This window comes from Porphyromonas macacae DSM 20710 = JCM 13914, assembly GCF_000379945.1.
Taxonomy (GTDB): Bacteria; Bacteroidota; Bacteroidia; order Bacteroidales; family Porphyromonadaceae; genus Porphyromonas; species Porphyromonas macacae.
The window spans coordinates 21879-28619 of sequence record NZ_KB904135.1; the positions used below are offsets into that span (position 1 = coordinate 21879).

6 protein-coding genes are annotated in these 6741 nt (G+C 45.4%); 2 read left to right on the forward strand and 4 right to left on the reverse strand.

Features of this window, described 5'->3' with window-relative positions; genetic code table 11:
* Nucleotides 1-183 precede the first annotated feature (183 nt).
* The 4 genes from A3GI_RS0105625 to A3GI_RS0105640 form a co-directional block, all read right to left on the reverse strand.
* Nucleotides 184-2073, reverse strand: a complete 1890-nt coding sequence (locus A3GI_RS0105625) for an LTA synthase family protein (protein WP_018360494.1) — start codon at nt 2071-2073, stop codon at nt 184-186.
* Nucleotides 2074-2153: 80 nt separating this feature from the next.
* Entirely contained in the window at nt 2154-2768 is a 615-nt protein-coding gene (locus A3GI_RS0105630; protein WP_018360495.1) for an RsmD family RNA methyltransferase, read from the reverse strand.
* A gap of 14 nt (nt 2769-2782) precedes the next feature.
* Entirely contained in the window at nt 2783-3649 is an 867-nt protein-coding gene (locus tag A3GI_RS0105635) for a DUF3822 family protein (protein ID WP_018360496.1), read from the reverse strand.
* Nucleotides 3649-4287, reverse strand: a complete 639-nt coding sequence (locus tag A3GI_RS0105640; RefSeq protein ID WP_018360497.1) for a hypothetical protein — start codon at nt 4285-4287, stop codon at nt 3649-3651. The genes A3GI_RS0105635 and A3GI_RS0105640 overlap by 1 nt, the downstream gene beginning before the upstream one ends.
* A 133-nt stretch (nt 4288-4420) precedes the next feature.
* Here A3GI_RS0105640 and A3GI_RS0105645 point away from each other — a divergent pair, with 133 nt between their 5' ends.
* Nucleotides 4421-5857 (forward strand): ATP-dependent DNA helicase, encoded by a 1437-nt coding sequence (locus tag A3GI_RS0105645; RefSeq protein ID WP_018360498.1) that lies wholly within the window; start codon nt 4421-4423, stop codon nt 5855-5857.
* Between the two features lie 236 nt (nt 5858-6093).
* Nucleotides 6094-6393, forward strand: a complete 300-nt coding sequence (locus tag A3GI_RS10670; protein WP_025079628.1) for an RNA recognition motif domain-containing protein — start codon at nt 6094-6096, stop codon at nt 6391-6393.
* Nucleotides 6394-6741 lie beyond the last annotated feature (348 nt).

A 6741-nucleotide genomic window follows, 5' to 3' on the forward strand; every position in this document is an offset into this window, starting at 1 on the left:
CCGGTATGCTCCGACACGAGCACCCGGCTATCCGTACACCCGTTGCAGGTACTTATTTGTAAAGATAAAAAAATCGGCTAATAATTCTAAACAGAAAGTTTAGAAATCCGGCTTACACATTCGAACTCCTCCGGCGAAACAGTTCTTTTTATTTCAAGAAAAATATAAAAGGATTTCCCCGAGTTACTTTTTTATGGCTTTCTGATTACCTCGAATTTGCATATCCTCCATCAGCGTTTGCAGAAAAGCTTTGCCATAACGAATATTTCTTTCGCGGTTTTCTCCTGCCTGATAAGTCGTGGTTCGCTGGGTGAAATTATAGATAGTAGATCCGTCCGGAGTAACCAGACCGAACAGATTGGGAAAACTGAAGAATGCGTACGAAGGACTTTCGAGAGAGAATATATCCTTTGAAAAAATAAATTCGTCATGAGGCAACCCGAGCGATGCCATCAGCGAAGCGGGCAGATCGGTTTGCGCCATGATGCGGTCTACTTTCATTCCCCGTTCAAGCGCTCCACCTGCCCACATCATGATAATCTTATAGCGCAAAAGGCTCTCAGGCGTTGCCTCTTTGGGATAAGGATAACCGTGATCCGAGACGAAAACAAAAAGCGTATTATTCCAAACAGCAGGTTCATTCTTCATTTCTCTCATAAACTTTCCGATACATCCGTCAGTGTAAGCGATGGAGTTAAGATAAGGATCGGAATGCACCTCTATGGGTACGTCAAAAGGCTCATGGCTTGAAAGAGTTAAAAGCGTATAAAGGAAAGGTCGTCCCTTGCCCGACAGTTTTTTACACGCATGTGCAAGCAGGGCAAACGTATGCTCGTCTCTGACACCCCACTTACCGGTACGCTGCTTCAAGGGGAAATCATTTACCTCCGTAATCTTCTCATAACCCGTTCCCAAAAAATAACTGCGCATGTTGGTAAAATCGATATCTCCGCCATAGAGCATGTAAGTACCATATCCGTTTTCCTTCAAGGTACGCGCAATGGAGGGTAACGTGCGGGATTTTTCGGGATATTTGAGAATGGACGAGGCAGGCTGGCCGGGATAACCGCTGATGGCAGCCGCTATGCCCCGATCGGTGCGAAAGCTGGAAGCATACGTATGGGTAAAGAGCACCGATTCTTCGGCTATACTGTCCAACGAGGGTGTCAAACCGGGTGTACCTCCCAAGGCTCCGATGGCATTGGCCGAAAAACTCTCCAAAAGAATTAAAACGATATTCGGGCGTTTCGGTTTGATATTCGGACGCTCTATCGCTACGGAATCAGCCGGAATCAGCGGAGTATTCAATTCCTGATATAAAGACGCACGCTCTTCAGCTGTGAAAAACGATGTCTGTGATGTAAAATCCCTCTCCTGACTAAGCGTGGCAAACAGATTGAATGCCGGATTGACAGAGGCCTGATTGATAAACTGATTCTGCGAATGATAGACCATACCCACATTGGCCGTAGACGTCTGGATGCTGCTGCGCATACCCAGAAACAGAAATCCGCCGGAAAGAAGCAGAAGCACCAGGGTAACCTGTCTGAAAGGCCTGACAGCCGCAGAAGAGAAATAACGACGATGAAAACGGAGCAAAGCAAATATCAGCAAAGAAGCGGAAAGAATAAAGAAGGATGTATACAAAACGATAGTCCCCAAACCGATACTTGCCACAGCCTCCCGGGGCTTTTGCATATACAGCAAAACAGAAGCATCGAAACGGAAATCCCAGAAACCGAATAGTTCGAGATCGATGGTAAAAATAGCGGACAGGAGTATAGCGACGATAATATAATAGACTTTGAGAATCCACGAAAGTATCGGGCAAAGAGCGGATGAAATCAAACTGGTCAGAAGCACAACCAGAGGGATTGCAGATAAATAAGAGGCTATAACCACATCCAAACGAATGCCATAAAGCGGAACGGACAGCACCTCCATCCATCCTGCCGCACAGGACCGTTCAAAATAACGCAACAAAAATACCGGGTGCATAATCAGCTGAAAAACCAGTAAAATCAGAAAAATACCGGTAAGATAAACAAGACGTTTGTTTACAAGGAATTTCATTTCAAATCCGGATAATGGTTATATAAAACAATTGAATGAACCGGAGCGTACCGGTAAAATAAATATTTTCGACCCGATCTCTACTCGATACGACCAAAAATCGTGAAATTGACAGAACCGTATTCCCGATGCTGCAAAAAGAGAGGATGCCTCTCAAACGAATAGCTCCCGGGATGCTCCAAAACAAATATACCGTTCTCCCGAAGCAGGCTTTTAGAGTTTATCGCAAGTTCGTCAGTTGCTGTATGATGCTCTTTGCTTTCTTCGGGAAAGTCGATACCGGTAATCATCACGGGCAACTTCCCTAACCACTCCAATCCATAAGGAGGATCGGCAAAAATAAAGCCGTACTGCACCGATTTGCTTTGCTGCATTTTAACCGCTTTTGCCACATCGTTTTGTATCAGCAACAGTTTCTTCCTTTCTCCGAGTTTATCTGCCACATCAAGGATAAAACGGGCATGCTCACGCCTTTTTTCGACGGTAGTCACATGCTCGCAACCACGTGAAATAAGCTCCATGGTAATGCTACCTGTTCCTCCGAAAAGGTCCAACGCATGGCAACCCTCCCAATCGATCAATCCATCCAAAACATTGAACAGATTTTCTTTGGCAAAATCAGTTGTCGGCCTGGCATTGAACGTTTTCGGCACATCGAACCGCCGACGTTTGTATTTTCCTCCTATAATCCTCATTGCCGGCTTACGAATTATCCTTCAGGTTTAGCGAGAACAGAAAAGGGTTGCTCCTCTATCCGGGGGATATACCGACCGAGGGTGAGCTTAAGCTCATCGGTTACAGCATGCAGATCGATCAGAGCACCCTCACACTCTTCTTTCGCCGGATAATTGATACAGAGCATGTCGTTATCGGTCGAGAGGTTCAATCTATTCCAGATGGTAAAAACATAGAAAACAAGCTCATCGGTCAGCTCCTGCATATTCACCGAACGAGTATATTCAACGGTATTTCCGAATTCTATCCTGCCGTGCAGAAGCAGGAAAAAATCAGCACGTCTCTCCCGGAGCAGTACACAGAGCATACGCCCGGTACGGAGTCTGGACTGTGCTTTGAGAACTTCCAGATGCGGTATGAAATAGGGTATGAACTCTGCGGGAATTAAAGTTCGTTTGAGGAAACCGATGAGATCCTTTTCCCAAGACAGCACCAAAATACGATCTTCTTCCGGCAACGGGCAAGAAAGCGTGGTTGTTTTTGTAATCCGGCCTATATCATCAGCCGGCTCTTCCGCCACCGTCTCCAACCAGAGATGTCCTTTTTTTTCATCGAACAACTCCGAAGGCACCATAACCCAGGACTCGGGTTCGTAATAAATACGCACTTTATTATAAGGCAGGCACAGCTCCTGATTTCTGAAAAAGAGTTCTTGAAACGCCTCTACATGACTGCCGTAACCCGGCTCTATCATGCAGGTCTTATGAGCAGAAACAGGAAGATTGTCGGCTATGTTTTCGCGTATAAAAGTAAGTCCATCCGGCCTAAACCGAATGGACAATACCTGTTTTTCGACCATAGCAGCCGTTTCTCGAATATTCAAATTGCTGTCTACGGGCATTATTCCCAGTTTCCGGTGTTTTTAACTTCTGTCAGAGAACCGATTTTCAAGCCGGGGAAACCATGGGTTTTCATTTCTTCCATATTGATCTTATCCTGCAAACGTACCGGATCCAAATCACCCAAATAGTCGGTGAAAAGAGCGGTAGCCTGGAACACAGGCACATGGATGGTATCCAAACCTACCACCTGCTCCAGATATGCCGTATCGATTTTGATATGTTTATCGCTACTGCCGGGGATATTGAGCAGTTCGGCAATGATAGAAACATCACCCTTGAGCAAAGAATCTTTCGCAGGTATCCAAATGGTATCGCGCTTAATCAACCCCTGTGCAGCAGCCTGCCTCTCCGTAATTCCTTTATCGCGCATCTGGTCTGTATATTCACCTTCTGCGTTAACGTAATACATCTTACCATTAGCCAGAAAAGCCTTCAACTCTTCTCCGGTTGCGTAGCGGTTATACACAGACTCAAAAGCAGCTTCATACTGGGCAATGTTTTTAAGGCGTTTCTGAATAGCAGCCTCACGTTGCTTTTGAATCTTGTCAAATCGCACAGGCACATTGATGCTCTGGAAAGTGATGTAAGCCATTATGATAACCGCAATGGCCAGCAAGATTTTTAATACATTTTTCATATTTCCTTTTATTGTTGATATTAAATTCTATTCACAACAGCGGCTTGTTTGAGACAAGACCTCATTTATCGATGCAAGGGTATAAATAATACATAAACCTTACCTTAGCAATCACAAATATACGATTTGTGAAATGAAGGACAACGATTTAAGCCGACAATTTATAGAAAATCTTTCGTTTTATCCGACCGAAAGTCAAAAAAAAGCCATAGACGAGTTGTGCTCCTACCTGTACGATAAAGATCCGTATGCCCTCTTTTTACTTAAAGGATATGCCGGCACGGGTAAAACCTTTCTGATCCGTTCCGTTGCATCCGTTCTGACCGGGATGGGAATAAAGGTGGTTCTGATGGCTTCCACCGGGCGCGCCGCACGGGTACTGTCCGGCATGGTGGGTATGCCTGCATATACCATTCATCGTACCATATACCGGAGTACGGCGGCTTCAGTGGAAGAAGGAGGCGGTTTTAAGCTTTCGTCGAATAACCGCACCGGGACTGTTTACATCGTGGATGAAGCATCTATGATAACAACGGACGGCTCCGAACCCGGGATATTCGGTTCGGGAAATTTACTGGCAGACCTGCTGGCTTACATCTGGAACGGTGAAGCCTGCAAACTGCTGATGATAGGCGATGCTGCCCAGCTGCCTCCGGTAGGAATGGAGATGAGCCCCGCATTGGACCGGCAACTTTTGGAGCGCAATTTCGGCATGAAGGTTTACGAAAGCGAATTGACAGATGTTGTTCGCCAGCAATTCGAGTCCGGTATTTTACACAATGCAACCTGTTTAAGAGGCCTTATCCGCCGATGTATGGACAAAAACGAAGAAAAAGTTTCTGTCAAACTGTCTGCAAGAACATTCAGTGACATAGAAGCCATCACAGGTGCAGAACTGATAGACACTCTGGACAAACATTATAGACAATACGGTGTGGAAGGATGCCAGGTGATAGCCTTTTCCAACAAACGTTCGCTGGTATACAACATGGGTATCCGGTCTCAGGTGTTGGATTACGAAGAGCAACTGGTGCGGGGCGAAAGGCTTGTGGTGGCAAGAAATAACTACACCTATGCAAAAAGGCGCGACAAATCGGATTTTATTGCCAACGGAGACATTGTGGAAGTAGTGCGCCTGCACAAGTATCACGAAATGTACGGGCTAAAGTTTGCAGATGCCACAATACGCATGGAAGACAACGATAATGAATTGGAAGTCCGGCTGCTTTTGGATGGCTTGACTTCCGAAGAAGCACAAATGAACTATCATGAACGAATGCGTTTTTACCGGGAAGTCGAACAGGATTATATGCACATCTCATCTATTCCCGCACGAAGAAAAGCCATTCGCCAAGATCCTTTCCGGTCTGCTCTGGAAGTAAAATACGCCTATGCCATGACTTGCCATAAGGCCCAAGGCGGTCAGTGGCCCTGTGTGTTTGTGGATATGGGATTTTTATCCCTCGTACCGGAAGATCTGAACCTTCTGCGCTGGCTGTATACAGCCATTACACGCGCTACCTCCAGGTTGATCTTGATCAATACGCCGCCGTCCATGTTAGCGGAGTAAAGCTTCAAACAAAGCCGATTGAACGATTTTTACGGCATTTTCTTTGCGTATTAAAAGAAAAAAGCGTTTCTTTACTGCGCAATAGGAGGCGAGTACGAGTCTTTCCGTGCGCGAGAGCAGCTTATTGGGTTAAATGAAGCCAGGTCTCGTGATTCGGTCTAATAAAATCCATGAACGCACTTTTACTGATCTGAATTACAATGTCTCGCCCTATGTTTTTCCTAATTTTTTAGAATATGAACATTTACTTAGGGAACCTGAATTACAGGGTTCGAGAAAACGACCTTAGAGGTCTGATGGAACAATTCGGTATCGTAAAAGATGCACGCGTTGTAATTGACCGTGAAACCCGCAGATCACGCGGTTTCGGATTTGTGGAAATGGAATCCGACGATGAAGCCCGCAATGCCATTGAAACACTTAATGAACAAGAATTTATGGGGCGCAACCTGATTGTAAAAGAGGCTATGCCGCGTCCCGAACGTCCTGCCGGATTCGAACGCGCTCAACGTTACAAAGAACCGCAGGAATATTAAACAAGCGTCTACGCAAAACAATTTTTTCCGTAAATCCGGTTTCAGATACCGGCAGGACATGCAAGGGGCTGTGTCAAAATTCATTTTTGGGGCAGCCTCCTTTTTTTATTCCTCATCCAACGACAAAGCCCCAACTTTCACAAGCTAGGGCTTCGTTCGTTCACTAAGTTTGAGTAACTTAGCAAATATCAATTACTTAATGAATACAAAGTTACACTTTCGTCCTTACATATCCGACCCCATCCTGCTATTTCCTGCAGAACTTGGTCAAGATATTGATGCCAATGACCCTGTGCGCCTGGTCAACAGCATTGTAGATTCGCTGAATTTAGAATCAATCCAAGGTCT

Excerpts from the sequence above, each read along its gene's own strand:
- A3GI_RS10670 (WP_025079628.1), top strand. The coding sequence starts at position 6,094 with ATGAACATTTACTTAGGGAACCTGAATTACAGGGTTCGAGAAAACGAC.
- A3GI_RS0105640 (WP_018360497.1), bottom strand. The coding sequence starts at position 4,287 with ATGAAAAATGTATTAAAAATCTTGCTGGCCATTGCGGTTATCATAATG.
- A3GI_RS0105630 (WP_018360495.1), bottom strand. The coding sequence starts at position 2,768 with ATGAGGATTATAGGAGGAAAATACAAACGTCGGCGGTTCGATGTGCCG.
- A3GI_RS0105625 (WP_018360494.1), bottom strand. The coding sequence starts at position 2,073 with ATGAAATTCCTTGTAAACAAACGTCTTGTTTATCTTACCGGTATTTTT.
- A3GI_RS0105635 (WP_018360496.1), bottom strand. The coding sequence starts at position 3,649 with ATGCCCGTAGACAGCAATTTGAATATTCGAGAAACGGCTGCTATGGTC.
- A3GI_RS0105645 (WP_018360498.1), top strand. The coding sequence starts at position 4,421 with ATGAAGGACAACGATTTAAGCCGACAATTTATAGAAAATCTTTCGTTT.